This is a genomic window from Actinomycetospora sp. ABD4_176 (assembly GCF_056311855.1).
On sequence record NZ_CM149974.1, the window covers coordinates 557,475 to 583,746 of the forward strand.

The following is a 26,272-nucleotide window of genomic DNA, read 5'->3' on the forward strand; positions in this document are numbered from 1 at the left end:
GCTTCCCCGCCGCCCGCGTACGTGAACGGCGAGCCGCCCCGGTCGTCCTGGAACGACATTCACTCGATCAGACGTAGAGGGTCCCTCGCTCGTCACGAGAGAGGCCCTCTATGGTGTCTCTCGCTGTGACGCCTGTGACTGATGGGACGGATGAGATTGATGCTCACTCCTCGGCAGCGCGTCATCCTGCGCCAGATCGTCAGCCCGCCCTACATCTACCGATGGGCCGGGCTGCTGACGACGATCGCGCTGATGACCGGCGTGACCGCCGTCGTGCTCAGTGACGTCGGCGCACGCCAGGTCCTCGCGACCGGCCCGGCCGTCACCGCGCCCGCGGCCGTGAACGCCGCCGGTCGCCCGGTCCGCGCCGCCGAGGACGCCCCGGCCCTCGGCATGCCGGGCTTCGCCCGCCCCGCGATCACACCGTCTCGTCTCACCGTCACCGACACCGGCACCGACCGGCCGACGGTGGCCCTGACCTTCGACGACGGGCCGACCCCGCCGTACACGCCGCAGGTGCTCGACCTCCTGGCCGAGTACGGGGCAAAGGCCACGTTCTGCACCATCGGGGACCAGGCCGTGGCCCAGCCCGAACTGATGCAGCGCATCGTCGCCGAGGGTCACCGCCTCTGCGACCACACGATGACCCACGACGCGACCGTGGGCTACGGCGACCACGACACCATGAGCCGCCAACTGAACAACAGCCGGACCACGATCGCCGAGGTCGTCGACCCGCCCGCCACGATCGACTACTTCCGCGCCCCGGAGGGTGCCTGGACGCCGGCCCTCGACCAGGTCGCGGCGGAGACCGGCATGCGTCCGCTGAGCTGGTCGGTCGACACCCTGGACTGGACCCAGCCCGGGACCGCCGCGATCGTCGACAGCGTCCAGCAGGGCATGCACCCCGGCGCGGTCGTGCTCTTCCACGACGGCGGCGGACCGCGCGAGCAGACGGTCGAGGCCGTGCGGCAGCTCCTGCCCTGGCTGCAGGAGCAGGGCTACCAGTTCGTCCTGCCGAGCTGACCGCGCTGACCGCGCTGACCGCGCTGTCGGCGGTCAGTGCTTGCGGACGACCCTCTCCGCACCGCCCTCCCGACACGTGGTGACGTCCATGTGCTCGCCGACGGCCACGGACGCCGCACCGAGGATGTCCGTCCGGAGGAACTGGTCGAAGCGCTGGCCGCGCAGGTCGAGCCCGATCTCCTCGTAGACCGCCTCGGCGAAGCGCTGGTGCAGCGCCTCGTCGCGGACGTCCTCGACCCGGCCCCAGAGCTTCGCGTCGCCCTCGCTGACCCGCGTGTCGGTCGTCGCGGTGTGCAGGGCGAACCGCGGGTCGGCGCGCAGGTCCGCGAACTTCGCGGTGTCCGGCATGCCGACCAGCCACAGGTCGCCCTCGAGGAACCGCGGCTCCATCGGGCTGATGCGGGGGAAGCCGTCGGGTCTCAACGTGCCGAGCATGCACAGCGACCCGGTGGCGGCGTGGCGACGTGTGAAGACCTCGGCGATGCGGGGCGCGGCCGCGGCGAAGTCGGTCCAGAGAGCCATGCACCGGACCGTAGGGCCGACCCCCGACAGCCGGGTCGGGCTGCGGACCCCGGCGACGTCGTACTCGGCGGCGTCGGCCGCGAGCATCGCCTGGCGGACGCCGCCGCCGGTCGGGTGAGGCTAGCCTTACTCGATCGCGGACCCTAGTGTCGTCGTCGGTAGCCCAGCGACACCGGAGGCGGACCGTGAGCGAGCACCAGCCCTTCTCCCAGGCCCTGCGTCGTGCCACCGCCGCCGCCCACGAGCGCGCGCACCACTCGACCTACATGGACGCCCTGCTCGGCGGGCGCCTCGCGCTCGACGACTACGCGACGCTCGTCGTCCAGTACTGGCATGTCTACTCGGCGCTCGAGGACGGCGCCGACCGGCTGCGCGACCACCCCGTCGCGGGCGGCTTCGCGGTCGACGCGCTGCACCGTCGCGACGCCATTGCCACCGACCTCGCGTTCCTCCGCGGACCCGCCTGGGCCGACGACCTCGCCCCGCTGCCCGCCACCGCCGCCTACGCCGACCGCATCCGCGCGACCGTCGACGCCTGGCCCGGCGGCTGGGTCGCCCACCACTACACGCGCTACCTCGGCGACCTTGCCGGCGGGCAGGCGGTGCGCGGGCTGCTGCGGCGCACCTACGGCGTGACCGGGGACGGCGCCCGCTTCTACGACTTCGCCGCCCTCGGCCCCGTGCCGCCCTTCCGCACCCGCTACCGCGCGCTGCTCGACGCCGCCGGCGAGGCGGCGTGGGACGACGTCGAGCGCGCCCGGATCGCCGACGAGGCGTGCCACGCCTTCGAGCTCAACATCGCGATGCTCGCCGAGCTGGCCGGCACGGTGCCGCCGGAGGACCTCGCGGCCTGAGTCAGACCCGGCGCGCCACCGCCAGCCACGCCGGCAGGTCGACGTGCCCGCCGACGGGCACGCGCAGCGTCTCCGCCTGCTCGGCGTCGGGCACCCGCCCGCGGTAGGTGCTCTCGCGCAGCTCCTCGATCCGCCAGCCCGGGCGGCCGAACGCCGCCCGGATCTCGTCGTCGGTCACCTCGGGGCCGAACGCCGGTCCGGGCGCGAGTCCCAGCAGCACGACCCGCCCGCCGTCGACCACCACGTCGCGCAGGGCGTCGGCGTACCGGCCCTGGTCCTCGGTGTCGAAGATGTGGAACAGCGCGCTGTCGAGGACGGTGTCGAAGCCGCGCAGGTCGTCGGGGTGCAGGGCGTCGGCCTCGACGAAGGTGGCCGCGACGTCGCGGTCCGCCGCGATCGCCCGGGCGCGGTCCAGGGCGGCGGGCGCGGAGTCGGCCCCGACGACGTCGTAGCCGCGGGCGGCGAGCAGGACGGTGTGCTCGCCGGTGCCGCAGCCGAGGTCGAGCACCCGGCCCCGCAGCAGCCCCTCGGCCTCGGCGGCGACGATCGCGGGCTGGGGCTCGCCGATGATCCACGGCGGCTCGCCGGAGAGGTAGGCGTCCTGGAAGCGGGACGGGGCGGGTGTGGACATGCTGACCTCCGTGGCGTCGGGTGACGCCCCCGAGCCTGTGACCTCGACCGTCGTCGAGGTCAAGGCCCCGGAGAGAGGTCAGTCGTGGGCCACGAACATCGTGACGCCGGCCCCGGCGAAGTTGGGCACGTCGTCGACCGCGCGTTGGCCGGCCTCGGAGCCCAGGCCGGCCTGCAGGTCCTCGAGCGAGTCGAAGGCGAGCTCGGCGATGAGGTAGTACGGCGGCGGGTTCTCGTCCAACGACGCGCAGCGGCGGTAGGTGAACGACCTGACGCCGGGGATCGGGTCGACCAGCGGCGCGTGAGTGCCCTGGTAGTGCTTGTCGAACGCCGCGGGGTCGTCGGGGTGGTTGTAGAGAACCGTGAGGATGTGCACCGGATCACCCCACCACGAACGGCGGCCCCGGAGCCACGGTCCGTTCGGAGCAGTTCGTGGTCCCGGGGCCGCCGGTGGGGGAGCGGGGAGATCAGACGCGCGCGTGCTTCTCGATCACCGCGCCGAGACCCGGGAGGGCCTCGATGACGTTCTCCTGCGCCTTCGGGCGCAGCTTGCCGTAGATCGACGTGATCGCCGCGCGGCTGCTGCGCTCCGCGCGCCGGTCGGTGACCGTCAGCAGGGCCTCGGACGCCTCGTGCGGGCGGGTGCCGAGGAACGTGCCGAAGTCGCCGGTGGCCTCGGTGGTGTAGGTGGCCCAGAAGGGCTCGAGCTGGTCGACGAACTCGTCGAGCATCTTGTCGATCGCCTCGGGCACGATGCCCGGCTTGACCTTCTTGAGGGCGGCGTAGCCCGTCTTGACGATGCCGCCGGACAGGCCGCTCTTGTTCGCGACCTCGGCGTCGACGAGGCCGTCGAGGTCCGCGACGACCGCACCGCGCCGGTCGGAGTCGAGAAGGCGTGCCTTGAGCGTCTCGGCCATCGGTGTCCTTCCTCGGGGAGCAGGGGAGCGGCGCCGACCGTACGGGAGCCGCGGGGTGGGATCTCCGGCAGGGCCGGGTGAACCACATCCGTGTGGTTCCGTGCGCCCGGGTGTGCCGCGCGGGGCGCGGCGGGCACCACGGCCCGCGCCCCGGAACGACCGGGGCCCGACCGAGGAGCCGCCCGTGTCCGCGTCCACCACCCGTGATCGCCTCGACGCCGCCCTGGACGGTGTCTCGTTCCCCGCCGACCGCGACACGCTCGTCGAGGCCGCCCGCCGTCGCGACGACGATCGGACGGCCCGCGCCCTGCGCGCGATCCCGCCGGTGGAGTACGGCAGCCCGTCCGACGTCGTCGCCTCGGTGTCGCTCGCCGAGGACGACCACCCCGACGAGATCCCGCCCGAGGCGCGCTGAGAGAGCCTTCCCCGGAACGACCGAAGGGCCCCGTCGCTCGACCAGGTCGAGCGAAGGGGCCCTTCGGTCGGTTCAAGGGTGGCCGCGAACCGTCAGCGGCTGGTCACGAACCGCTCGTTCGGCACGGTGTGCGTCATGACCAGGTCACCGACGTCGCGGGTGCCGTTGCTGCCGAGGTTCGCCAGGCGCTGCTGGTCGGACTCGGTCAGCGTCTGGCTCGCCAACGGCTCGAGGTGCGAGACGTCCGAGGCCTTGATGCCCAGGCCCTCGCCGACCCGGTTGCCCAGGTCGTCCTCGACGAGGAAGAAGTGCCAGACCATGCGCTCCTGGACGTCGCGCTCGCACTGGGAGAGCAGCCCGACGAAGTTGTTCACCAGGTCGTCGCGCTCCCAGCCCTCCATCACCAGGTAGCGCTGGCCGGCCTGCTGGTAGTCGTTGGCCAGCGGGATGCGCCGGCGCGTCAGCCGGCCCTCGATCACCGGGCCCTGCTCGTCGTGGTGCGGGTACTGACCCTCCCGCACCCCGCCGTGGATCGAGGGCTCGTAGTTGACGTGCGGGTTCTGGTTGACCCCGTGGTCGACGGTGTACTCCATCTGCCCGTCGCGCTGGTTCGTCGCCACCGGCGCCTTCGGCTGGTTCACCGGCAGCTGCAGGTAGTTCGGACCGACGCGGTAGCGCTGGGTGTCGGAGTACGAGAACGTCCGGCCGACGAGCATCTTGTCGTCGGAGAAGTCGAGCCCGTCGACGAGCACGCCGGTGCCGAACGCGATCTGCTCGTTCTCGGCGAACTGGTTGACGACGTTGCGGTCGAGCACCATGCGCCCCACCGGCTTCGGCGGGAACTCGTTCTCCGGCCACGTCTTGGTGTCGTCGAGCGGGTCGAAGTCGAGCTCGGGGTGCTCCTCGTCGCTCATCATCTGGACGCGGAGCTCCCACTCGGGGTAGTCGCCGCGCTCGATGGCCTCGTAGAGGTCCTTGGTGGCGTGGCCGAGCTCTCCTGCCTGGATGTTCGCGGCGTCGTCCTCGGTCATCGACCGCACGCCCTGCGTCGGGATCCAGTGGTACTTGACCAGCACCGACTCACCCTGCTCGTTCAGCCACTTGTACGTGTTGACGCCGAATCCCTGCTGGTGGCGGTAGTCCGACGGGATGCCGCGCGGGCTGAACAGGTTGACGAGCATGTGCATGCTCTCGGGCACCTGCGACATGAAGTCGAAGATGCGGTTCGGCTCCTGGCGGAAGGTCACGGGGTCCGGCTTGAGCGCGTGGATGACGTCGGGGAACTTGATGGCGTCCCGGATGAAGAAGACGCCGAGGTTGTTGCCGACGAGGTCCCAGTTGCCGTCCTCGGTGTAGAACTTCACGGCGAACCCGCGGGGGTCGCGCGCCGTCTCGGCCGAGTCGCGGCCACCGATGACCGTCGAGAACCGGACGGCGACGTCGGTGCGCTTGCCCTGCTCACCGAACAGCGTGGCGCGGGTGTAGCGGGAGATCGGCTCGTCGCCCCAGGTGCCGTACGCCTCGAAGTACCCGTACGACAGGGCGCCGCGGGCGTGGACGACGCGCTCGGGGATCCGCTCCCGGTCGAAGTGGCTGATCTTCTCCAGGAACTGGTAGTTCTCCAGCGTGGCCGGGCCGCGGGCGCCGATCGTGCGCTGGTTCTGGTTGTCGTAGACCGGGTGGCCCTGGCGGTTCGTGAGCACCGAGCGGTCGTCGCCGCGGGCCGGGCCCTGGCTGGACACGTCGGTCATGAGGAGCTCCTCGTGGTGGGGGACTGCCGGCGAACCGTCCGGGCCTACCCGACGCTCCGTCGCCCCCAACACGGGTCGATCAGTGATCGTGGTCGGCGAGGAACGCCTCGAGATCCCGCCACGCGTGCTCGCGGGCCCGGCGCCCGGCGAGCACGCCGAGGTGCCCCCCGGGGTGGACGACGAAGCGCAGGTCGGGGCTCCCGGTCAGCAGCTCCGTGGCGCGCTCGACCGCCGCGACCGGCGCGATGACGTCGTCGGCACCCGCGACGAGCAGCACCGGGACGTCGACGTCGGCCAGGCGCACCCGGCGCCCGGCGAGGGCCAGCCGGTCCTCGGCGAGGTCGTTCGAGCGGATCACGTGGTGGTAGATCTGCCCGAACGCCCGCCCGGGGTAGGCGGTCATGCTCGCCATGAGCAGGTCGACGGCCTCGATCTGCTCCAGCAGCTCCCGGTCGTCGAGGTGGGTCGCGAGCGTCACGGGCTTGGTCAGGTAGCGCTCGACGCTGGTGAGCTGGAACGCCCACTTCACCGCCGTCGCCGGGAACGAACCGAGCGTGCGGTAGGCCGTGGAGAAGATCCGGCCGCCGGTGTACTCGGCGACCGACCGGAACGGCGCCACGAGGGGGACCGCGGAGACGTCGACGGGCGACGCGAAGGCCGTCACCGAGCGGATGGGCGCGCCCGACACCCCGCTCGCCGCCGTGAGCAGCGTGAACAGGCCGCCGAGGCTCCAGCCGGCGAGGTGCACAGGCCTGTCCTCGTGCTTCTCGGCGACGGCGTACAGGGCGGCCGGGAGGATCTCGTCGACCCACAGTTCGAGCCCGCGACGGCCCGCGCCCGGCCCTGTGGCGTCGTAGGTGACGATGAAGATCTCGCGCCCGGTGTCCAGCAGGTCCTCGACGAGGCTCGCGCCGCGGCGCAGGTCGAAGGCGAAGTCCGGGGCGCCGAGCGGGGGCACGAGCAACAGCGGGGCGAGCGCAGGGTCGACGGGGACGGTGGGCTCGTAGCGGTGCACCGTGTAGCCGTCGCTGAGCAGGACCGGCAGGCGCGGCATGCGGCGGGTGTCGGCGAGGTGGCCGCGGGTCACCCAGTCCCGCAGGTTCTCCCCGATGCGCGACGCGGTCCGCGCCGGCCCGGAGGCGAGGGCGGGCAGCGAGGGCCCGGACGTCGGCGCGGGCGGCTGCTGCTCGGCGGTCACGCGCGGAGATGCTAGGGCCGTCCGGGCGCGGGCGGCGGCCGCCGTCACTCACGCGTCGTGAGGGGCGGTCACGATCGGTGACTCCTGGCAGGGGCTCCGCCGCGGGTTCCCGCAGGTCGACGGGACATTCGTGGCCCAGCGCGCTGGGCCGTCCGGGCCTCGACGGTTCCGCCCGATCGTCAGAACGACGATCACACCGATGCCGCGTTGGATCGGGTGGCGCCGCCCCGGGCCCGTCGTTCCGGGGCGGCGAGGCGCCGCGGGAGGAACGCGGCGCGCGCCGGTCCGGGCCGCCGAGGGACGAGGAGACCGATCACCGTGACGCCGTCCGAGCTGGTCCCGGAGACGCCCGGCGAGGTCGACCCGGGGGACCGGCGGCGGGAGCGGCGGGCCCGGGTCCTCGCCGGCCTCGGCGTCGGGATCGTCGGCGCGGCGTCGCTGTCGACGGCGGTCTACCAGACGATCACCCAGTCCTCGACCAGCGTCGGGCTGCCGGTCGCGGAGGCCGAGCAGGACAGCCCCCTGCCCTGGGCGGCCCCCGCCCTCGCGCCGATCGGTGCAACGCTGCCGTCACCCACGACGATCACCCCGACCGTCGCGGACCTCGACCTGCGCGCCGACCAGCAGCCCCTCCCGGTGCCGCCGGCCCCGGCCGCGGCCACCGCGGGCCCGGGATCGGCCGCACCGGGCCCGGCGCCCGCGCGGGTCGGGACCGCGCCCCGCTCGGCGCCCGCGGCGCGGGGCGACGACCGGCCCTCGCGCCCGACCTCGTCGACCGGCGGGCGCCCCACGACCCGGCCGGGGACGACGACGCCGAGCACGACCCCGAGCACGCCCGGCACCACTCCGAGCAGCACCCCGAGCAGCACGCCGACGACCGGGTCGTCCTCCGAGCCGACCTCGGAGCCGACGTCGGAGCCGACGTCGGAGCCGACCTCGCAGCCGACCTCGGAGCCCTCGTCCGGCACCCCCACGAGCGGGTCGGCGGGCGACGGCTGAGCCGACCCGCACCACGGGGCTCCCCGGCCCGGGACGCCGACGGCCCCGCCCCCTCGTGGGGAGCGGGGCCGTCGGTGCGGGACCCGGGAGGCGCGGTCAGCCCAGGGGGCGACGCAGCGCGGTGCGGCGCTCGGGGCGCAGGTGGAACACGACCGCGGGCAGGACCACGAGCGCCACGAACGGCAGCCCGACCGTGGGCAGGACGAAGAGCAGCGCGAGGCCGAGGAGCATGACGACCAGCGCGGTGAGCGGGTTGGCCGCGATCTCCCCGAGGCGGATGAGCGCGGGTCGGCGGCGCGCGGCGGTGCCGACGCGGTCGGTCAGCGCCGCGACGCGCGCGGCCGGACTCGGCGCGGGGACGGGACGGGGCAGGGTCGGGGTGCTGTGCGGCCAGGGGAGTGCCATCGCGGTGCGTCGGTCCTTCGAGGTCGTGAGGGTGCAGTGAGGGTGCAGTGAGGGTGCAGCGGGGGCGCGTCGGGGAGCCGCGCCGGCGCTCGCGGCCGGGCAGGCCGGAGAGCTCCGGGGCGTCGCGGGGATCGACACCGGGATGACGCCTGCGGGGGCCGGCAGGTTCCCCGCCTTCGGTATCGATTCGGCAACGGCGGGTCCCCCGTCGTCGCCGCCCATCATCCCGGCGTCACCCGGATGGCGGGGATGACCCGAGCAGGTGAACCTGCGCCGAGTCCTAGGGTGGCGCCGATGAGCGCCGTACCCGACGGTCCCGAGGCCGACACCGACCGCGCGCCCCTCGACCCGGGGGTGCGCGCGCTGCTCGACCGGTGGGCCGACCAGCCCGCCATGTTCGCCGGCACGGTGCCCGGGTCGACCGACGGCGGCGACGGTGTCCGCGAGGCCCGGGCCCGGTTCACCGCGCAGATGACCGAGGCGGCGGGGCGGCCGGCGCGTCCGCCGCAGGCCGGCGAGGCGGGCGGGGTCGCGGTGCGGTGGCACCGCCCGGCGGACCGCACCTCGGACGCCCTCGTCGTCTTCGTGCACGGCGGCGGGTGGGTGCTCGGCGGGGGCGACGCCTACGACGCCGTCGCCGCCCGGCTCGCCGACGACCTCGGCGCCGACGTCGCCGCCCTCGACCACCGCCTCGCTCCCGAGCACCCCTTCCCGACGCCGCTGGACGACACCCTCGCCGCGGTCCGGGCCCTGCACGACGGGTCGCGGCCGGTCGCCCTCGTCGGGGACAGCGCCGGCGCCAACCTCGCCGCGGTCACCGCGCTGGCGCTGCGCGACGAGGGCCGGGCGCCGGCGGCGTGCCTGCTCGTGTACCCGCCGCCGGACTTCGAGGGCCGCTACCCGTCGGTCGCCGAGAACGCCGAGGGCTACTGGCTCACCGCGTCCGACGTCCGGGCCTGCTCCAAGCTCTACCTCGCCGGCCACGACCCGCGCGGCGACGTCCGGCTCTCGCCGCTGCGGGCGGAGACGCTGACGGGGTTCCCGCCGACGATCGTGGCGACGGCCGGCTACGACCCGCTGCGCGACGCCGGTCACGCCTTCGCCGACGCGCTCACCGCCGCCGGCGTGGACGCCCGCCGACGCGAGCACCCCGCCCTGGTGCACGGCTTCTACGGGTTCACCGCCGCGGTACGGGCCGCCGACGCCGCGGTCGCGGCGCTGCACGCCGAGCTGGCCGGGATGCTCGCCGGGTTGCCCACCGGCCGATCGTGGTAGAGACCGTCCGTCCTGACCGTTCGTGCTGGGAGCCCGCGCCGTGAACGCACCGACCTCGTCCGACTCGTCCTCCGACGGGGCCGTCGACCCGACCACCCTGACCGTCGGGGTGCTCGGCGGCACCGGCAACCAGGGCGAGGGGCTGGCGCTGCGCTGGGCCCGGGCCGGGATCCGGGTCATCGTCGGCTCGCGCGCCGCCGAGCGCGCCGAGAACAAGGCCCAGGAGTACCGCCAGGCCGCCGGCGTCGACCACGTCCGGGGCGCGGACAACGCGACCTGCGCGGCCGAGGCCGACGTCGTCGTCGCCGCGGTGCCGTGGGAGTCCCACGCCGAGACGCTGCGGGGGCTCGCCGAGCATCTCGAGGGCAAGATCGTCGTCGACTGCGTCGTGCCGATCGGGTTCGACAAGAAGGGCCCGTACCCGCTGCCGGTCGAGGAGGGCAGCGCCGCGCAGCAGGCCGAGCAGCTGCTGCCCGGGTCGCGGGTCACCGCCGCGTTCCACAACGTCTCCGCGGTGCTGCTCGCGGACCTGGAGCAGGACGAGGTCGACTGCGACGTCCTCGTGCTCGGCGACGACCGCGAGGCCACCGACGTCGTGCGCGCCCTCGCCGACGCCATCCCGGGCGTGCGCGGGATCTACGGCGGACGGCTGCGCAACGCCTACCAGGTGGAGTGCCTGACGGCGAACCTCATCGCGATCAACCGGCGCTACAAGGTGCACGCCGGCATCAAGATCACCGACCTGGAGTAGGTGCGCTAGTCGAACGAGTGCTCGGGGCCCGGGAAGACGCCCTCGCGCACCTCGCGGGCGTAGGTGCTCGCGGCCTCGGCGAGCACGGAGCCCATCTCGGCGTAGCGCTTGACGAACCGCGGGGTGCGCCGCGCCGGGTCGGCCAGCCCCACCATGTCCGTCCAGACCAGCACCTGGGCGTCGCACTCGGCGCCGGCGCCGATGCCGACGGTCGGGATCGGCACCTCGGCCGTCACCCGCTTGGCGACGTGCGCGGGCACCATCTCGAGCACGACCGCGAACGCGCCGGCCTCGGTGACCGCGCGGGCGTCGGCGAGGAGCTTCTCGGCGGCGTCGTCACCCCGGCCCTGCACGCGGTAGCCGCCGAGGGCGTGCTCGCTCTGCGGGGTGAAGCCGAGGTGCGCCATCACCGGGATGCCGGCGTCGACGATCGCGCGGATGCGGTCGGCGTAGTGCGCGCCGCCCTCGAGCTTCACGGCGTGCGCGCCGCCGGACTTCATGAACTCGACCGCGGTGGTGACGGCCTGCTCGACCGAGACCTGGTAGCTGCCGAACGGGAGGTCGGCGACCACCAGCGCGTGCGGCGCCCCGCGCACCACGGCACGGGTGAGGATCAGCAGCTCCTCGGTGGTCACCGGCACCGTGGTGTCGTAGCCGAGGACGGTGTTGCCGGCCGAGTCGCCGACGAGGAGGACGGGCACGCCCGCCTCGTCGAAGATCCGCGCGGTGTTCACGTCGTAGGCCGTGAGCATCGGCCAGCGCTCGCCGCGGGCCTTCATCTCCTGGAGGTGGTGCACGCGGGTGCGCTTCGGACGCCCAGAAGGAGCCGACGCAGGGGTGCCCTGGGGTGACGTCATCGTCGTCCGTCCTTGCCTCGAGGCCCACCGGGTGCGGCGGGTCCCCGGGTCGTCGGGGTGGATGAGCACACCGTGTCACCGCGCGGACGCGGCGGCCGCCCGCTGGGACCAGCCTCACAACGCGGAGCGGGCCGGGCGGCGCGCTGCCCGCTCCGGGGGCGCGCCGGCTCACCCCGCGATGAGGTCCAGCAGCTGCGCGCGGTCCGGTCCGGGCGGCGGCACGGGTGCCTCTCCACGGCGCCGGGCGACGGCGTCGGCGAGGCGCGGCCGGGCGAGGACCTCGGACGGGAGGGCGAGGCACGTGATGACCTCGAGGAGGGCGCGGAAGACCTCGGGGTCCTCCATCGCGGCCACGGCGAAGGCGGCGACGTCGGGATCGGGCGCGGGCGGCGTCTCGCCGCGGCGCAGGGCGTCCATCTCCGCGACGCGGGCCCGGTCCGTACGCAGCTGGTCGCGGACGTAGGGCGCGACCCGCTCGTCCCCGAGCTCGTGGAAGGCCGCGGCGAAGGCGGCCGGGTCGTCGGCGTGGCGACGCAGGACGTCACGGAGGAGCTGGGCGTGCATCACGCCGACGCTGACGCCCTTGCCGGCCGACGGGTTGGTGGCGGCCCAGGCGTCCCCGACGGCGGTGAAGCCCGTGACGACCGGCGCGCCGTCGACGACGAGCGAGCGGGTGCGGTCGAGCACCCCGGCCATGACCTCCACGCCGGGCTCGGCCGGCGCGTCCACCCAGTGGCCCTGGAGCGGGAAGCCGCGCAGGACGCGGTCGAAACAGTCGGGGCGTCGCATCTCCTTGAGCGGCACGTCGCGGGAGCTCCCGCACACCGTCACCGACCACGTGTCGTTGTCGGACGGCAGCGTCAGGAGCGTGACCGTCCCGTGCAGCGTCAAGGGCCCCGAGCGCCACTCGGGCAGGGGACCGGAGAAGTAGCGCGTGTAGTAGGCGAAGCCGCTGTCCTCCGCGACGCGCTCCGGCGCGACGGCGCCGAGGTCGGTCAGCCAGGCGTCCGCGGGCCTCCGACGGCCCATGGCGTCCACCACGAGGTCGGCGCGGAGACGCTCGCCGCGGTCGGTGACCACGCCGGCGACGTGCGGGACGCCGTCGACGGCGCGCGGTCCCTCGACGAGGCCGGTGACCCGGACCCCGCGCCGGACGGTGAGCCCCGGCTGGTGCTCGGCGCGCTGCGCGAGCACGGACTCGAGCACCGGGCGACGGCCGGTGACCCACCGGAGCCGCTCGTCGTCCGGTCAGGAGGCGTGGTCGTCGAGGGAGGGCGGGGAGGTGTCCAGCGGGTCGAAGGCCCGGCAGCCGGCACCGAGGAGCGCGTCGGTCACTCCCGGGAGGCCCTCGTCGCAGATGTGGCGGAACCGGGGGAAGATGCCGTGCGGCTGGTGGAACTGCGCCACGCCACGGCGCGACCACCCCGACCACGCCACCGAGGCACCGTCGGGTGCCGGTGCCGGATCGGACTCCAGCACGGTCACGCGGCGGCCGTCGCCCGCCAGCATCATCGCCAGCGCGAGACCGACGATCCCCGCGCCGCACACCACCACGTCGCCGTCGTCCATCGCCCGAGCCTGGGCCGGGGCCCCGGGGGCCGCGTCGGGGTCGGGCACCGAGAATCCGCATGCGTCGAGGGGCGAGCCCGTCACCGGCCGATCACGGGGCCCGTGGGAAGGTGGCCGCCGTGCGCTCCGCCCCCGTCCGACACCGCCGTCGTCCGAGTGCCCTGGTCGCCGCCGTCCTCGGGGTCGCCGCGGTCGTGCTCGGGGCGTGCGCGCAGGTGGTGCCGGGGGTCGCGGTGCCCGACCCGGCCGCCGCGGCGCCGCCCGGGCTGGAGCGGTTCTACGGCCAGCAGCTCGCGTGGGGGCCGTGCGTCCCGTTCGCGACCACCGGCGAGGACCGGCAGATCTACGCCGACCCCGCGCTGCAGTGCGCGCGCATGGAGGTGCCGCTCGACTACGCGCGACCGGGGGAGCGGACCGGCACGATCGCCGTGCTGCGCCACGCGGCGCCGGCGTCGCCGGAGCGCATCGGCTCGCTGGTGATCAACCCGGGCGGGCCGGGGGCCTCGGGCGTCCAGACCGCCGCGTACCTGTCGACCTCGCTGGCGCAGACCGAGGTCGGGCGCCGGTTCGACATCGTGGGCTTCGACCCCCGCGGCGTCGGCGCCAGCGAGCCCGCGATCCGCTGCCTCGAGCCCGCGGAGCGCGACGCCGACCGGCGCGACGACGACACCGACGCCTCGCCGTCCGGCGTCGCCCAGACCGAGGCCGAGGAGCGGCGCACCGCCGAGCTCTGCGCCGAGCGCAGCGGCCTGGACCTGCTCGCCAACGCCGGCACCCGCGACGTCGCCCGGGACATGGACGTGCTGCGGGCGACGCTCGGCGACCCGCGGCTGACCTACCTCGGCTACTCCTACGGCACCCGGATCGGCTACACCTACGCCGAGCAGTTCCCGGCCAACGTGCGGGCGATGGTGCTCGACGGCGCGCTCGACCCCGACCAGGACCCGACCACCGAGCTCATCGAGCAGGGCCGCGGCTTCCAGGGCGCGTTCGACGCCTTCGCCCGCGACTGCGCGTCGCGGCCGAACTGTCCGCTCGGGCAGGACCCGGCGCGCACCACCGAGGTCTACCAGCAGCTCACCCGGCCGCTGATCGACGCGCCGCTGCCCCTGCCCGACGGGCGCGTGCTGTCCTACGCCGACGCGCAGCAGGGCACCATCAACGCGCTCTACGTCGAGACGTACTGGCCGCGCCTGGTGCGCGCGCTGAACGACCTGCGGGCCCGCCAGGGCGGTGCGCTGATGACGCTCGCCGACGAGTACTACGAGCGGAACCCCGACGGCACCTACGCCTCGTCGCAGGACGCGTTCGAGGTCGTCCGCTGCGCCGACGACCCGCGCGTCACCGACCCGGCCCAGTCGCTGGCCCGCGCGCAGGCCTACAACGAGGCCGCGCCGTTCCTCGACAGCGGGCGCGGGGTCTCGTCGGCGCGCGACAGCTGCGCGTTCTGGCCGACCCCGCCGACGAGCCGGCCGCACCTGCCGCAGGTCCCGGGCCTCGCGCCGCCGCTGGTCGTCTCGACCACCGGCGACCCGGCCACGCCGTACCAGGCGGGCGTGGAGCTGGCCCGCGCGCTGAACGGCTCGCTGCTGACCAAGGTCGGCGACGAGCACACCGCGGTGTTCCAGAGCTCGGAGTGCGTCGACGACGTCGCGACCCGCTACCTCGTCGACGGCACGCCCGCACCGCCCGGTGCGACGTGCCCCGCGTCCTGACGTGACCGGGCCCCGTCTTTCGAGGATCTGCACCCGGACCTAGGGTCGGCGGCATGGATCGCCAGCAGGAGTTCGTCCTGCGCACGCTGGAGGAGCGCGACATCCGCTTCGTGCGGTTGTGGTTCACCGACGTGCTCGGTTACCTCAAGTCGGTCGCGGTCGCCCCGGCCGAGCTCGAGGGCGCCTTCGCCGAGGGCATCGGGTTCGACGGGTCGGCGATCGAGGGCTTCGCCCGCGTGTACGAGTCGGACATGGTCGCGAAGCCCGACCCGTCGACGTTCCAGGTGCTCCCGTGGGAGACCGCGGGTGGCGGGCACTACTCGGCGCGCATGTACTGCGACATCACGATGCCCGACGGCTCGCCGTCGTGGGCCGACCCGCGCCACGTGCTGCGCCGCAGCCTCTCGCGCGCCGCCGAGGCCGGGTTCACCTGCTACGTCCACCCCGAGATCGAGTTCTACCTGCTGCGGGACCTGCCCGGGGACGGCACGCCCCCGGTGCCCGCCGACACCGGCGGCTACTTCGACCAGGCGAGCCACGACGTCGCACCGCACTTCCGGCGCCGCTGCATCGAGGCGCTCGAGGCCATGGGCATCTCGGTGGAGTTCAGCCACCACGAGGGCGGGCCGGGCCAGCAGGAGATCGACCTGCGCTACGCCGACGCCCTGACGATGGCGGACAACATCATGACCTTCCGCTACATCGTCAAGGAGGTCGCGATCACCCAGGGCGTCAACGCGTCCTTCATGCCCAAGCCGTTCACCGAGCACCCCGGCTCGGCGATGCACACGCACGTCAGCCTCTTCGAGGGCGACCAGAACGCGTTCCACGACGCGTCCGAGCCCTACGAGCTGTCCAAGACCGGCAAGGCGTTCGTCGCCGGCGTGCTGCGCCACGCGCGCGAGATCTCCGCGGTGACCAACCAGTTCGTCAACTCCTACAAGCGCCTCATCGTCGGCGGCGAGGCCCCGACCACCGTGTGCTGGGGCCACGCGAACCGCTCGGCGCTGGTGCGGGTGCCGATGTACTCGCCGGGCAAGGCGTCGTCGCGCCGCGTCGAGGTGCGCACCATCGACACCGCGGCCAACCCCTACCTGGCCTACGCCGCGATCCTCGGCGCCGGCCTGCAGGGCGTCGCCGAGGGCTACGAGCTGCCGCCGGCCGCGGAGGACAACGTCTGGATGCTCTCCGAGGGCGAACGCCGCGCGATGGGCTACGAGACGCTGCCGCAGAACCTCGACGGCGCGCTCGCGGCGATGGAGCGCTCCGAGCTCATGGCCGAGGTCCTCGGCGAGCACGTCTTCGACTTCTTCCTGCGCAACAAGCGCGCCGAGTGGGACGCCTACCGCCGCAACGTCACCCCGTACGAGCTGGCGACGTACCTGCCGACGCTGTGACCGGGGCTGTGATCTCTCCGGTGACCGCATGACCCGCGCCCACCGCGCGCCGGCGCGCCTCGGGCTGACCGACCCCGACGCCGGCCCCCGCCTCGGGGTGCTCGGCTGGTGGGACGAGGACGCCCCGGTCGCGGGCGCCGAGCTCGTCGTCTGGGCGCTGGCCCGCAGCCCCGACCCGGACCTCGCCCTGCTCGCCGTCGAGCGCCTGCGGGAGGCGATGGGCGAGCAGGAGTGGTCGGCACTCGACGAGGCCCTGCGCACCGACCAGGGCCTGCGGGGGCGGCTGCTCTCGGTGCTCGGCGGCTCCACCGCCCTCGGCGACCACCTCGTCGGCCACCCCGACCGCTGGCGCACGCTGCGCACCGAGCACACGCCCGGGCGCACCTACGACGCCTCGCAGCTGCCCGACCTCGAGGCGCGCACGCAGACGCTGTTCGCGGCGGTCGGGGCCGAGCACGGGCGGGACGCGGCGGGCGCGCCCCGCGCGACGGTGCTCGAACCGGCCGGCATCGGGGTGCTGCGCCTGGCCTACCGCGACGAGGTGCTGGCGCTGGCCGCCGCCGACCTGCAGTCGGTGTGCGAGCCGGACCTGCCGGTCGTGCCCGTCGAGGTCGTCGCGTCCGCGCTCGCCGACCTCGCCGCCGCCGGGCTGCGGGCCGCCCTCGCGGTCGCCGACGCGACGATCGCCGACGCGCTCGGCACCAAGGACGACCGGGCACCCGACGATCCGCTGCCCTGCCGTCTCGGGGTGATCGGCATGGGCAAGTGCGGCGGCCGCGAGCTCAACTACGTCAGCGACATCGACGTGATCTTCGTGGCCGAGGGGCAGACCGACGTCGCCACCCGCCTCGCCTCGACGATGATGCGCGTCGCCACCGAGGCGTTCCTCGAGGTCGACGCCAACCTGCGCCCCGAGGGCCGGCAGGGCGCGCTGGTCCGCACGCTCGACGGGCACGTCTCGTACTACGAGCGCTGGGCGAAGACCTGGGAGTTCCAGGCGCTGCTCAAGGCCCGCCCGGTGGCCGGCGACGAGGACCTGGCCCGCGAGTACTGCGAGGCCCTCGCGCCGATGGTGTGGAGCGCCGCCGACCGCGACGACTTCGTCGCCGACGTCCGGGCCATGCGCCGCCGCGTCGTCGACCACATCCGCGCCGATCACGCCGACCGCGAGCTCAAGCTCGGGCGCGGCGGGCTGCGCGACGTCGAGTTCGCCGTGCAGCTGCTGCAGATGGTCCACGGGCGGGGCGACGAGACGATCCGCAGCCAGAACACCCTCGCCGCGCTCGCCGCGCTCGCCGACGGCGGTTACATCGGCCGCGACGACGCCGCGAACCTCGCCGCCTCGTACCGCTTCCTGCGCCTGCTCGAGCACCGCGTGCAGCTGCAGAAGATGCGCCGCACCCACCTCTTCCCGCCCGACGACGACACCGCGGGCCTGCGCTGGCTCGCGCGCGCGGCCAAGCTGCGCGCCGACGGGTCCCGCGACGCGGTCGGGGTGCTCCAGCACGAGCGCTCGCGGCACACGGTGCGCGTGCGGCGCCTGCACGAGAAGCTCTTCTACCGGCCGCTGCTCGAGTCGGTGGCCCGCGTGCCGGGCGAGGACCTCGTCCTCACCTCGGAGTCGGCGATGCGCCGGCTCAAGGCCCTGGGCTGGACGTCGCCGCAGGGCGCGCTCGGCCACCTGCAGGCCCTGACCAGCGGTGTCAGCCGGGCGAGCCGCATCCAGCGCGCGCTGCTGCCCGTCCTGCTCGACGAGCTCGGGCACTCCGCCGACCCCGACCACGGGCTGCTCGCCTACCGCAAGGTGTCCGAGGCCCTCGCCGACACGCCCTGGTTCCTGGGCTACCTGCGCGACGAGGGCGTGGCCGCCGAGCGGCTGATGCGCGTGCTCGGCACCTCGCGCTGGGTCGCCGAGATGATGCCGAGGACCCCCGAGGTGCTGCGGCTGCTCGCCGGTGACGGGCCGAACGCCGAGCTCGTTGCGCGCCGGCCCGACGAGGTCGCGGCGTCGCTGCGCCGGGCCGTCGCGCGGCACACCGACCCGGACTCCGCGGGCCAGGTCGGGCGGTCCATGCGCCGCATCGAGCTCGTGCGGGTGGCGTGCGCCGACCTGCTGGGCCTGCTCGACGTCCCCGCCGTCTGCGGGGCGCTGTCGAGCATCTGGGTCGCGGTGCTCCAGGCCGCGCTCGCCGCCGCCGAGCGCGGCCAGATGGGGGACGGCCAGGCGCCCGCCCGGATCGCCGTCATCGGGATGGGGCGGCTCGGGGGAGCGGAGCTCGGCTACTCGTCGGACGCCGACGTGCTGTTCGTGTGCGAGCCCGCCGAGGGTGTCGAGGACGCCGAGGCCGTCCGGTACGCCAAGGCCGTGGCGGAGGCCGCGGTGGCGGCGCTGGGCGCGCCGAGCCCGGACCCGCCGCTCGAGGTCGACACCAAGCTGCGCCCGGAGGGCAAGAGCGGGCCGCTCGTGCGGACCCTCGACTCCTACCGGCAGTACTACGCCAAGCTCGCCGACACCTGGGAGTACCAGGCGCTGCTGCGCGCCCGCCCGGTCGCCGGCGACGAGAAGCTCGGCGCCGCCTTCGTCGAGGCGATCGACCCGTACCGCTACCCGGCCGACGGGCTGCCGGACGCCAAGGCCGTCGAGATCCGGCGGATCAAGGCGCGCGTCGACAACGAGCGCCTGCCCCGTCGCGCCGACAAGGCCCTGCACACCAAGCTCGGCACCGGCGGCCTGTCCGACGTCGAGTGGACCGTGCAGCTGCTGCAGCTCCAGCACGCGGGCGCCGTGCCGTCGCTGCGCACGCCCTCGACGCTCGAGGCCCTCGACGCGGCGGCGAAGGCCGGCCTCGTCGACCCGGGCGACGCCGAGGAGCTCGCCGCCGGCTGGACCATGGCCACCCACGCACGCGCCGCCGCCACGCTCGTGCGCGGACGACCGACCGACGAGGTCCCGCGCTCCGGGCGCGACCTCGCCGCGGTGGCCTCGGCGCTGGGCCACGACCCCGACGCCGACCCGGGCGAGTTCCTCGACGAGTACCGCCGCGTCACCCGCCGCGCCCGCGCGGTCGTCGACCGGATCTTCTACCTGGTGGACTGAGCCACCGGGTTGCGGCGCCCGAGCCGGGAGATCAGCAGGACGCCACGCACCTCGACGGGCTCCTCGAGGTGCCTGGCGTCCTGGTGATCTCCGGACACACCCGGCCGTGTGGGTGGCGCTCGGGCCGTCCATCCCCGACGATCGAACACGTGTTCGACGAACGGGGTCCGGCACAGCGCCGCAAGGACCGGTCCGGCGCGCTGCAGCGCGACGAGGTCAAGCGCGTGTGGGTCGACCTCGCGATCGCCTACCCGCGTCCGCGGGAGAGTCCCGTCCGCCCGATGCCCGAGGGCGTCGACCTCCAGAGCCGTGTCCCCGGCGAGCTGCTGGCCTGGCGGCGGACGACGACGGGGGAGTGGGTGGGCTGGGTGTGCCTGCCCGTCCGGCGGGGCGAGGAGATCCGCTACGTCTACCAGTACGTCGTCGCGGCCGCGCTGTCGCCGCGGGAGGACGTGCCGGACCGCCGGACGGACCGTCCCTGACGCCGTGCCAGCATGGCCTCCATGCTCTCGGCCCTCGGTCTCACCACCATCCGCCGCTGCGTGGTCGGGTGGGTGATCAGCGGCGTGGTCCTCGTCGCCGGCCTGGTGTTCACGTTCACGCCGCAGCCGGCCGTCGGGATCGTGCTCTTCTCCCTCGGTGTGGTCGGGATCGTGCTGGTCACGATCGCGGTCCTGCAGATCCGCCGCGACCCGCGCTGACGCACGACGGCCCGGCACCCCGGTGAGGGGTGCCGGGCCGTCGTGGGGCCGTCGCGGCGGGAGCCGCCGATCAGCAGTTGTAGTACAGCTCGAACTCGTAGGGGTGCGGACGCAGGCGCAGGCCCGTCACGTCGTCGCGCTTGAGCTCGATCCACTTCTCGATGAGGTCCGAGGTGAACACGCCGCCCTCGAGCAGGTAGTCGTGGTCGGCCTCGAGGTTGTTCACCGCGGCGTCGAGGCTGGCCGGGACCTGCGCGATGTTCGCGGCCTCCTCCGGAGGCAGCTCGTAGAGGTCCTTGTCGATCGGCGTCGGCGGCTCGATCTTGTTCCGGATGCCGTCGAGGCCGGCCATCATCATGGCGGCAAAGGACAGGTACGGGTTGCCCGACGAGTCGGGGCAGCGGAACTCGAGGCGCTTGGCCTTCGGGTTGTCGCCCGTGATCGGGATGCGGACGCACGCCGAGCGGTTCCGGTTCGAGTAGACCAGGTTGATCGGGGCCTCGAAGCCGGGCACCAGGCGGTGGTACGAGTTGGCCGTGGCGTTGGTGAACGCGACCAGGCTGGGGGCGTGGTGCAGGATGCCGCCGATGTAGTGGCGGCCCAGGTCCGACAGCCCGGCGTAGCCGTTGGCGTCGTAGAACAGCGGCTCGCCGCCCTTGAACAGCGACTGGTGGCAGTGCATGCCCGAGCCGTTGTCGCCGGCGAGCGGCTTCGGCATGAAGGTGACGGTCTTGCCGGCCTGCCACGCCGTGTTCTTGACGATGTACTTGAACAGCTGCAGGTCGTCCGCGGCGTGCAGCAGCGTGTTGAACTTGTAGTTGATCTCGGCCTGGCCGCCGGTGCCGACCTCGTGGTGCAGCTTCTCGAGCTCGAAGCCGGCGTTCATGAGGTTGGTGCCGATGGCGGCGCGCAGGTCGGAGCTCTGGTCGGTCGGCTCGACGGGGAAGTACCCGCCCTTCATGCTGACCTTGTTGCCCTTGTTGCCGCCGACCTCGTCGCGGCCGGTGTTCCAGTGGCCCTCGACCGAGTCGACCTCGTAGAACGTGCCGTTGGCCTTCGAGTCGTAGCGCACCGAGTCGAAGATGTAGAACTCCGCCTCGGGCCCGAAGAAGCAGGTGTCGGCGACGTCGACGGTCGAGAGGAACTTCTCGGCCTTGCGGGCGACGTTGCGCGGGTCGCGGCTGTAGGCCTCGAGGGTCAGCGGGTCGTGCACGAAGAAGTTGACGTTGAGGGTCTTCTGCGCGCGGAACGGGTCGACGCGGGCCGTCGCGATGTCGGGCAGCAGCGACATGTCCGACTCGTTGATGCTCTGGAAGCCGGTGATCGACGAGCCGTCGAAGGCGAAGCCGGTGGTGAACACGTCCTCGTCGAACTCCGACGCCGGCACGGTGAAGTGCTGCATCTGTCCCGGCAGGTCGCAGAAGCGGACGTCGACGTACTTCACCCCCTCGTCGGAGATGTACTTGAAGACCTCGTCCTGATTGTTGAACACCCTCGGTGGCTCCTTCACACGCTCGGCCGGGGACGACGGGGGTCGACTGGTCAGCGGATCGCACCGTACCCACTGATCGGGGGTGTCGACCGCGACCGGTCCAGGTGATCCCGACGCTAGGTGGGTGCTGTTGCTCGGTCGTCACCAGCATGTTTCACAGCAGTTAACGCGCACCGGGTGCTCGGGCGGCGAGGCAGCGGCACCGCCACGGTCTCGCGCCGCCCGCGCTCCCGGTGCGCCGTAGCCTGTCACGGTGTCGTGGTTCCGTGAATGGCTGGACGGCTCCGCCCCGCCCGCCGACACGCCCTCCCGAACGGCGTCCGAGGCCCCCGGCGACACCGCCGAACGCCGCGCGACGCGGCCGGCGGAGTCGCGCGGGTCGTCCCCGCACGCGGCGCCGGAGTCCCCGGGATACCCCGGCGAGCGCCTCGGCCTGCCCGAACGCGGTCCCGGGTCGGTCGCGACGCTGGGCCGCCGGGGTCTGCAGTTCCTGCTCGACGCGGTCATCGCCGGCCTGCTCGCGGGCCTGTTCACCTACCCCGCGCTGCCCCAGAACTGGAGCCTGCTCACCTGGGCGCTGATCATGATCGTGCCCGTGGCGGCGGTCGGCACGACGCCCGCGATGGTGCTGCTCGGCCTGCGCGTCGTGCGCCTCGACCGGCCGGAGAAGGCGGGCGTCGGGCTGCTGTGGACGCTCGTGCGGACCCTGTCCGTGTTCTTCGTCATCCCGGCGCTGATCGTCGACCGCGACTCCCGCGGCGTGCAGGACCGCGCCAGCCGGACCATGGTGGTCCGGAGCCGGTGATCAGCGCCGGCGCGCGGTGCGCTGCATGCCCTTGAGCTGCTGCGCGTTCTTCGGCACCGGCCCCTTGGGCACCGCCGGGCCGCTGCGGTTGGCCAGCGCGGCGAGGCGCTTCTCGACGGTCTCCATCTGGTTCTTGTCGATGTTGCGCGGCAGCTTCGTCATGTGCCGCTGCAGCTTCGCCAGCGGGACCTGGCCCTCGTCCTCGCCGACCATCACCTCGTAGATCGGCACCTGCCCGACGATCCGCGCGACGCGCTTCTTCTCCTGCGCGACGAGGCTCTTCGTGCGGTGCGGGGCGCCCTCGGCGACGAGGACGACGCCGGGCCGGCCGATCACCCGGTGCACGGCGTCGAGCTGTGTCGTGCCCGCGACGGCCTGGCTGACGCGCCACTGGCCACGCATGGTGTCGAGCGCCCACCCGGCGGCGCCGGGCTGCCCGGAGGCCTTGGCGTAGACGTTCCGCTGCACGCGGCGACCGAAGATGATCACCGCCAGGAGGACGCCGAGCAGGATGCCGGTGGGCAGCAGGAACCACTGCTGGCCGATGAGCAGGCCGACGAGGAACAGCACGAGGCCCGTGCCGAGGACCGCGCCGATCATCAGCGGCAGCAGCAGCGTGTCCTCGCGGCGCTGCATCTGGAACGCCTGCCAGATCTGGCTGAAGCGCTCGCGACGCGCCGCCTTCGCGGCCTGCTTGGCGGCCTTCTTCTCTTCCTTGCTCGCCGTGCCGGAGCCCCGCTTCGCCATGCCCTCATCCTGCCCTATGGGCTCACGTGCCCGTCACCGCAACCGTTCCAGCACCTCGCCGACCTCCTGGCGCGCCGGGCCCTCCTCGGCGAGCTCGGCCATGCCCTCGGGCAGCGCCTCGCCGCGCGCGAGCTTGGCCTGCGCGTACAGCCGACCCGCGCGGTACGAGGAGCGCACCAACGGGCCGGCCATGACGCCGGGGAAGCCCATGGCCAGGGCGGCGTCGCGGTGGGAGACGAACTCCTCGGGCTTGACCCAGCGCTCCACGGGGTGGTGGCGCAGGCTCGGGCGCAGGTACTGCGTGAGCGTCAGCAGCTCGCAGCCGGCGTCGACGAGGTCCTGCATCGCGCCGGTGACCTCCTCGGGGGTCTCGCCCATGCCGAGGATGAGGTTCGACTTGGTGACGAGCCCGGCGTCGCGCGCCTGCCGGATGACGTCGAGCGAGCGCTCGTAGCGGAACGCCGGGCGGATCCGCCGGAAGATGCGCGGCACCGTCTCGAGGTTGTGCGCGAGCACCTCGGGGGCGGAATCGAACACCGGTCCGAGCTGGTCGGCGCGCCCGTCGAAGTCGGGGATGAGCAGCTCGACGCCCGTGCCGGGGTTGAGCTCGTGCACCTGGCGGACGGTCTCGGCGTAGAGCCACGAGCCGCCGTCGTCGAGGTCGTCACGGGCGACGCCGGTGATGGTCGAGTACCGCAGGCCCATCTGGCGGACCGACTCGGCGACCTTGCGCGGCTCCAGCGTGTCGAGCGGCGAGGGCTTGCCGGTGTCGATCTGGCAGAAGTCGCACCGGCGGGTGCACTGCTCGCCGCCGATGAGGAAGGTCGCCTCGCGGTCCTCCCAGCACTCGAAGATGTTGGGGCAGCCGGCCTCCTCGCACACGGTGGCCAGGCCCGAGCCCTTCACCAGGCCCTTGAGCTCGGTGAAGTTCGGTCCGGTGGCCACGCGCGTCCGGATCCACTCCGGCTTGCGCTCGATGGGCGTCTGGGAGTTGCGGACCTCGAGCCGCAACATCTTCCGCGGGCTCGACGGATCTTGGCTGGGGGCGACCGTCACGCTCCCGACCCTACGCCGCGCGGGCGACGGCGTCGGACGGATGTGACCCCCGGGGGACGGTTCGGACGTGCCCCGCCGGACTACCCTGATCGTGTGGACCTCCGGATCTTCACCGAGCCTCAGCAGGGCGCCGCGTACGATGACCTGCTGCGCGTGGCTCGAGCGGCGGAGGACGCGGGGTTCGACGCCTTCTTCCGATCGGACCACTACCTGGCGATGGGGGAGGCCAACGGCCTGCCCGGGCCGACCGACGCGTGGGTGACGCTCGGGGCGCTCGCCCGCGAGACCAGCACCATCCGGCTCGGCACCCTCATGACCGCCGCCACGTTCCGCCTGCCCGGCCCGCTCGGGGTGGCCGTCGCGCAGGTCGACCAGATGTCGGGCGGGCGCATCGAGCTCGGGCTCGGCACCGGCTGGTACGAGGCCGAGCACCGGGCCTACGGCATCCCGTTCCCGTCGATCGCGGAGCGGTTCGGGTTGCTCGCCGAGCAGCTGGAGATCCTCACCGGATCCTGGCTCACCCCGGTGGGCATCCCGTACACCCACCACGGCGAGCACTACACGTTCGCCGACAGCCCCGGCCTGCCCAAGCCGCTGCAGACGCCCCACCCGCCGATCATCGTCGGTGGCAACGGCACGCGGCGCACCCCGCAGCTCGCCGCGACGTACGCGACCGAGTTCAACATGCCCTTCGCCGGGCTCGACGACCTCGTGGCCGGCCGGCAGCGCGTCGACGACGCCTGCCGCGATCGCGGGCGCGACCCCGCGACGCTGGGTCGCTCGACCGCCCAGGTCGTCTGCACGGGCAAGGACGACGCCGAGGTCGCCCGCCGCGCGGCCGCGATCGGGCGCGCGCCCGAGGAGCTGCGCGCCAACGGGCTCGCGGGCACGCCCACCGAGGTCGTCGACAAGCTCGGGTCGTTCCGCGAGCAGGCCGGGGTGCAGCGCGTGTACCTGCAGGTCCTCGACCTCTCGGACCTCGACCACCTCGAGCTGGTGGCCTCGGCGATCGCGCCGCAGGTGTAGGTCACCGGGCGGCGTCGAGGAAGCGCTCCAGCTCGCCGCGGGTGTCCGGGCCGCAGGGCTGGAAGACGATCTCGGTGACGCCGCGGGCGGCGAGCTCGTGGAGCCGGTCGCGGATCTCGTGGCGGGTCCCGGTCAGGGTGGCGTCGCGCACCATGGTGTGCCCGCCGGCCCGCCAGGCCGCGCCGTCGGCGGCGTTGAGCTCGACGCAGTGCCCGACGTGCACGGCGAGGTGCCGCTGCTCCTCCGGCGTCTGCTCGACGGTGTCCATCCACACGTCCCCGGCGACGAGCTCGCGCACGGCGTCGGGGCCACCGAACTCGTAGGCGCCGTGGTAGGCCAGCGCCCAGCCGGGGCCCGCGGCCTCGCGGGCGTGCTCGGAGTCCTGCTCCTCGTCCTCGTCGAGCACCGTGCCCCACGCGAGGTAGGGCACCCAGGAGTACGCCGACATGAAGTCGGGCTGCGCGAGGGTGACGAACAGGCCGTCGCCGAGCTCGCGCGCGACGGCGTCGCCCTTCGGCCCGAGGGCCCCGACCAGCACCGGCACGTCGACCGGCCGCGCGGGCGCGTGGCCGTCGGGGTGGAGCATCTGCATCGACGCGCCCTCCCACTCGACGACCTCGCCGCGCAGGAGACCCCGGTAGGCGCGGATGTAGGCGTCCATGAACGACCACGGGATCGCGCGGTAGCCCATCGCCCGCCGGCCGGTGAAGCCCGTGCCGAACGCGACCGCGACCCGTCCCGGGGCGAGCGCGGCGAGGGTCGCGGTGGCCGCGGCGTTGGCCATGGGGTGGCGCAGGGTGGGGACGAGGACGCCGGGGCCGAGCCCGATCCGCTCGGTGCGCTCGGCGGCGAGCGCGAGCGTCATCCAGACGTCGGGGCTCTGCTGCGGGGTGTCGTAGATCCACGCCCGGGCGTAGCCCAGGTGCTCGGCGAGCGCGATGTCGTCGGGCGTGCTCAGGGCGGTGGGGAAGGCGACGGACACGTCCACGGCGATCTCCTCGTTGCCCGGTGTGACCCAGAGCACCGTTCCGTCGCGGTGGATCGCGTGTCAAGCCTGGTGATCGAAG

27 protein-coding genes are annotated in these 26,272 nt (G+C 73.9%); 13 read left to right on the forward strand and 14 right to left on the reverse strand.

The window, feature by feature from the left end:
* Nucleotides 1-159 precede the first annotated feature (159 nt).
* Nucleotides 160-1,026, forward strand: a complete 867-nt coding sequence (locus tag ACYX4T_RS02735) for a polysaccharide deacetylase family protein (protein WP_476013047.1) — start codon at nucleotides 160-162, stop codon at nucleotides 1,024-1,026.
* A gap of 33 nt (nucleotides 1,027-1,059) precedes the next feature.
* On the opposite strand, the gene ACYX4T_RS02740 is transcribed toward ACYX4T_RS02735, so the two are convergent.
* Complete coding sequence (locus ACYX4T_RS02740; RefSeq protein ID WP_476013048.1) at nucleotides 1,060-1,548, reverse strand: pyridoxamine 5'-phosphate oxidase family protein; 489 nt, start codon at nucleotides 1,546-1,548, stop codon at nucleotides 1,060-1,062.
* Between the two features lie 185 nt (nucleotides 1,549-1,733).
* Between ACYX4T_RS02740 and ACYX4T_RS02745 the strand changes: the two genes are divergently transcribed.
* Nucleotides 1,734-2,402 carry a biliverdin-producing heme oxygenase gene (locus tag ACYX4T_RS02745; RefSeq protein WP_476013049.1) on the forward strand — a complete coding sequence of 223 codons (669 nt, stop codon included), beginning with the start codon at nucleotides 1,734-1,736 and terminating at the stop codon, nucleotides 2,400-2,402.
* Between the two features lies 1 nt (nucleotide 2,403).
* Here the strand turns inward: ACYX4T_RS02745 and ACYX4T_RS02750 are convergent, their stop codons facing one another.
* The 3 genes from ACYX4T_RS02750 to ACYX4T_RS02760 all read right to left on the reverse strand — a co-directional run bounded on the left by ACYX4T_RS02750 (nucleotide 2,404) and on the right by ACYX4T_RS02760 (nucleotide 3,949).
* A complete protein-coding gene (locus ACYX4T_RS02750) occupies nucleotides 2,404-3,033 on the reverse strand; it encodes a class I SAM-dependent methyltransferase (RefSeq protein WP_476013050.1) in 630 nt (209 codons plus the stop codon).
* 78 nt (nucleotides 3,034-3,111) lie between these two features.
* On the reverse strand, nucleotides 3,112-3,408 hold the full coding sequence (locus tag ACYX4T_RS02755; protein ID WP_476013051.1) for an EthD family reductase: 297 nt from the start codon (nucleotides 3,406-3,408) through the stop codon (nucleotides 3,112-3,114).
* Between the two features lie 91 nt (nucleotides 3,409-3,499).
* Nucleotides 3,500-3,949: a DUF6918 family protein gene (locus tag ACYX4T_RS02760; protein ID WP_476013052.1), complete on the reverse strand. Its 450-nt coding sequence runs from the start codon at nucleotides 3,947-3,949 to the stop codon at nucleotides 3,500-3,502.
* A 184-nt stretch (nucleotides 3,950-4,133) separates the two neighbouring features.
* Here ACYX4T_RS02760 and ACYX4T_RS02765 point away from each other — a divergent pair, with 184 nt between their 5' ends.
* A complete protein-coding gene (locus tag ACYX4T_RS02765) occupies nucleotides 4,134-4,364 on the forward strand; it encodes a DUF2795 domain-containing protein (protein ID WP_476013053.1) in 231 nt (76 codons plus the stop codon).
* Nucleotides 4,365-4,456: 92 nt separating this feature from the next.
* Here the strand turns inward: ACYX4T_RS02765 and ACYX4T_RS02770 are convergent, their stop codons facing one another.
* Together ACYX4T_RS02770 and ACYX4T_RS02775 are read right to left on the reverse strand one after the other, a co-directional pair.
* Nucleotides 4,457-6,115: a catalase gene (locus tag ACYX4T_RS02770; protein WP_476013054.1), complete on the reverse strand. Its 1,659-nt coding sequence runs from the start codon at nucleotides 6,113-6,115 to the stop codon at nucleotides 4,457-4,459.
* 79 nt (nucleotides 6,116-6,194) lie between these two features.
* Nucleotides 6,195-7,313 (reverse strand): alpha/beta fold hydrolase, encoded by a 1,119-nt coding sequence (locus ACYX4T_RS02775; protein WP_476013055.1) that lies wholly within the window; start codon nucleotides 7,311-7,313, stop codon nucleotides 6,195-6,197.
* A gap of 318 nt (nucleotides 7,314-7,631) precedes the next feature.
* Between ACYX4T_RS02775 and ACYX4T_RS02780 the strand changes: the two genes are divergently transcribed.
* The gene (locus ACYX4T_RS02780) at nucleotides 7,632-8,312 is read left to right on the forward strand and encodes a hypothetical protein (protein WP_476013056.1); all 681 of its coding nucleotides are present in this window, start codon (nucleotides 7,632-7,634) and stop codon (nucleotides 8,310-8,312) included.
* Nucleotides 8,313-8,408: 96 nt separating this feature from the next.
* On the opposite strand, the gene ACYX4T_RS02785 is transcribed toward ACYX4T_RS02780, so the two are convergent.
* Nucleotides 8,409-8,717, reverse strand: coding sequence for a hypothetical protein (locus ACYX4T_RS02785; protein WP_476013057.1), 309 nt, complete (start codon nucleotides 8,715-8,717; stop codon nucleotides 8,409-8,411).
* A 294-nt stretch (nucleotides 8,718-9,011) separates the two neighbouring features.
* Here ACYX4T_RS02785 and ACYX4T_RS02790 point away from each other — a divergent pair, with 294 nt between their 5' ends.
* Both ACYX4T_RS02790 and npdG read left to right on the forward strand, forming a co-directional pair.
* The gene (locus tag ACYX4T_RS02790) at nucleotides 9,012-9,992 is read left to right on the forward strand and encodes an alpha/beta hydrolase (RefSeq protein WP_476013058.1); all 981 of its coding nucleotides are present in this window, start codon (nucleotides 9,012-9,014) and stop codon (nucleotides 9,990-9,992) included.
* A 40-nt stretch (nucleotides 9,993-10,032) separates the two neighbouring features.
* Complete coding sequence (gene npdG, locus ACYX4T_RS02795) at nucleotides 10,033-10,743, forward strand: NADPH-dependent F420 reductase (protein ID WP_476013059.1); 711 nt, start codon at nucleotides 10,033-10,035, stop codon at nucleotides 10,741-10,743.
* A gap of 5 nt (nucleotides 10,744-10,748) precedes the next feature.
* Here npdG and panB read toward each other — a convergent pair whose 3' ends face one another.
* The 3 genes from panB to ACYX4T_RS02810 all read right to left on the reverse strand — a co-directional run bounded on the left by panB (nucleotide 10,749) and on the right by ACYX4T_RS02810 (nucleotide 13,169).
* The gene (gene panB, locus ACYX4T_RS02800) at nucleotides 10,749-11,600 is read right to left on the reverse strand and encodes a 3-methyl-2-oxobutanoate hydroxymethyltransferase (RefSeq protein ID WP_476013060.1); all 852 of its coding nucleotides are present in this window, start codon (nucleotides 11,598-11,600) and stop codon (nucleotides 10,749-10,751) included.
* A gap of 168 nt (nucleotides 11,601-11,768) precedes the next feature.
* Nucleotides 11,769-12,806 (reverse strand): NAD(P)/FAD-dependent oxidoreductase, encoded by a 1,038-nt coding sequence (locus ACYX4T_RS02805; RefSeq protein ID WP_476013061.1) that lies wholly within the window; start codon nucleotides 12,804-12,806, stop codon nucleotides 11,769-11,771.
* A 42-nt stretch (nucleotides 12,807-12,848) separates the two neighbouring features.
* Nucleotides 12,849-13,169 carry an FAD-dependent oxidoreductase gene (locus tag ACYX4T_RS02810; RefSeq protein ID WP_476013062.1) on the reverse strand — a complete coding sequence of 107 codons (321 nt, stop codon included), beginning with the start codon at nucleotides 13,167-13,169 and terminating at the stop codon, nucleotides 12,849-12,851.
* Nucleotides 13,170-13,288: 119 nt separating this feature from the next.
* On the opposite strand from ACYX4T_RS02810, the gene ACYX4T_RS02815 reads away from it, so the two are divergent.
* The 5 genes from ACYX4T_RS02815 to ACYX4T_RS02835 all read left to right on the forward strand — a co-directional run bounded on the left by ACYX4T_RS02815 (nucleotide 13,289) and on the right by ACYX4T_RS02835 (nucleotide 20,079).
* A complete protein-coding gene (locus ACYX4T_RS02815) occupies nucleotides 13,289-14,884 on the forward strand; it encodes an alpha/beta hydrolase (RefSeq protein ID WP_476013063.1) in 1,596 nt (531 codons plus the stop codon).
* Between the two features lie 53 nt (nucleotides 14,885-14,937).
* Nucleotides 14,938-16,281, forward strand: coding sequence for a type I glutamate--ammonia ligase (gene glnA, locus ACYX4T_RS02820; protein ID WP_476013064.1), 1,344 nt, complete (start codon nucleotides 14,938-14,940; stop codon nucleotides 16,279-16,281).
* Between the two features lie 28 nt (nucleotides 16,282-16,309).
* The gene (locus ACYX4T_RS02825; protein ID WP_476013065.1) at nucleotides 16,310-19,378 is read left to right on the forward strand and encodes a bifunctional [glutamine synthetase] adenylyltransferase/[glutamine synthetase]-adenylyl-L-tyrosine phosphorylase; all 3,069 of its coding nucleotides are present in this window, start codon (nucleotides 16,310-16,312) and stop codon (nucleotides 19,376-19,378) included.
* Nucleotides 19,379-19,527: 149 nt separating this feature from the next.
* Nucleotides 19,528-19,860, forward strand: a complete 333-nt coding sequence (locus ACYX4T_RS02830) for a hypothetical protein (RefSeq protein WP_476013066.1) — start codon at nucleotides 19,528-19,530, stop codon at nucleotides 19,858-19,860.
* A 21-nt stretch (nucleotides 19,861-19,881) separates the two neighbouring features.
* A complete protein-coding gene (locus ACYX4T_RS02835; RefSeq protein WP_476013067.1) occupies nucleotides 19,882-20,079 on the forward strand; it encodes a hypothetical protein in 198 nt (65 codons plus the stop codon).
* A gap of 70 nt (nucleotides 20,080-20,149) precedes the next feature.
* On the opposite strand, the gene glnA (ACYX4T_RS02840) is transcribed toward ACYX4T_RS02835, so the two are convergent.
* Nucleotides 20,150-21,571: a type I glutamate--ammonia ligase gene (gene glnA / locus ACYX4T_RS02840; RefSeq protein ID WP_476013068.1), complete on the reverse strand. Its 1,422-nt coding sequence runs from the start codon at nucleotides 21,569-21,571 to the stop codon at nucleotides 20,150-20,152.
* Between the two features lie 253 nt (nucleotides 21,572-21,824).
* Between glnA (ACYX4T_RS02840) and ACYX4T_RS02845 the strand changes: the two genes are divergently transcribed.
* Entirely contained in the window at nucleotides 21,825-22,376 is a 552-nt protein-coding gene (locus tag ACYX4T_RS02845) for an RDD family protein (protein ID WP_476013069.1), read from the forward strand.
* On the opposite strand, the gene ACYX4T_RS02850 is transcribed toward ACYX4T_RS02845, so the two are convergent.
* Both ACYX4T_RS02850 and lipA read right to left on the reverse strand, forming a co-directional pair.
* Entirely contained in the window at nucleotides 22,377-23,123 is a 747-nt protein-coding gene (locus tag ACYX4T_RS02850) for a DUF4191 domain-containing protein (protein WP_476013070.1), read from the reverse strand. It abuts the gene before it with no gap.
* Nucleotides 23,124-23,156: 33 nt separating this feature from the next.
* Entirely contained in the window at nucleotides 23,157-24,137 is a 981-nt protein-coding gene (gene lipA / locus ACYX4T_RS02855; protein WP_476015169.1) for a lipoyl synthase, read from the reverse strand.
* A 135-nt stretch (nucleotides 24,138-24,272) separates the two neighbouring features.
* Here lipA and ACYX4T_RS02860 point away from each other — a divergent pair, with 135 nt between their 5' ends.
* A complete protein-coding gene (locus tag ACYX4T_RS02860; protein WP_476013071.1) occupies nucleotides 24,273-25,205 on the forward strand; it encodes an LLM class F420-dependent oxidoreductase in 933 nt (310 codons plus the stop codon).
* A gap of 1 nt (nucleotide 25,206) precedes the next feature.
* Here the strand turns inward: ACYX4T_RS02860 and ACYX4T_RS02865 are convergent, their stop codons facing one another.
* A complete protein-coding gene (locus tag ACYX4T_RS02865; protein ID WP_476013072.1) occupies nucleotides 25,207-26,193 on the reverse strand; it encodes an LLM class flavin-dependent oxidoreductase in 987 nt (328 codons plus the stop codon).
* Nucleotides 26,194-26,272: the final 79 nt, after the last annotated feature.